The sequence below is a fragment of the Gordonia sp. i37 genome (assembly GCF_002043085.1).
Lineage (GTDB): Bacteria > Actinomycetota > Actinomycetes > Mycobacteriales > Mycobacteriaceae > Gordonia > Gordonia polyisoprenivorans.
Map to the genome: position 1 here is coordinate 1 of NZ_MVPX01000345.1, position 267 is coordinate 267.

1 protein-coding gene is annotated in these 267 nt (G+C 63.3%); it reads right to left on the reverse strand.

The annotated features are described in order from the left end of the window. Positions 1-93 precede the first annotated feature (93 nt). On the reverse strand, positions 94-267 hold a 174-nt coding region (locus tag B1964_RS16840), incomplete at its 5' end, for a winged helix-turn-helix domain-containing protein (protein ID WP_139765769.1).

A 267-nucleotide genomic window follows, 5' to 3' on the forward strand; every position in this document is an offset into this window, starting at 1 on the left:
GGCCCCGCCGATCGGGTGCGAACGCTCATGGGGATACCGTGCCGCAATCGGTCCGGTCAGCGTCATGTGGGTTCGCGTCATGTGGGTTCGGGCTCACCGCGGCTCCCGCATGACATATCCGACGCCACGCAAGGTGTGGATCAGCGGTGTGACACCGTAATCGAGTTTGCGGCGCAGGTAGGAGACATAGGATTCGACGACGTTGACCTCGCCCCCGAAGTCGTAGTTCCAGACGTGGTCGAGGATGCGTGGCTTGGACAGCACGGG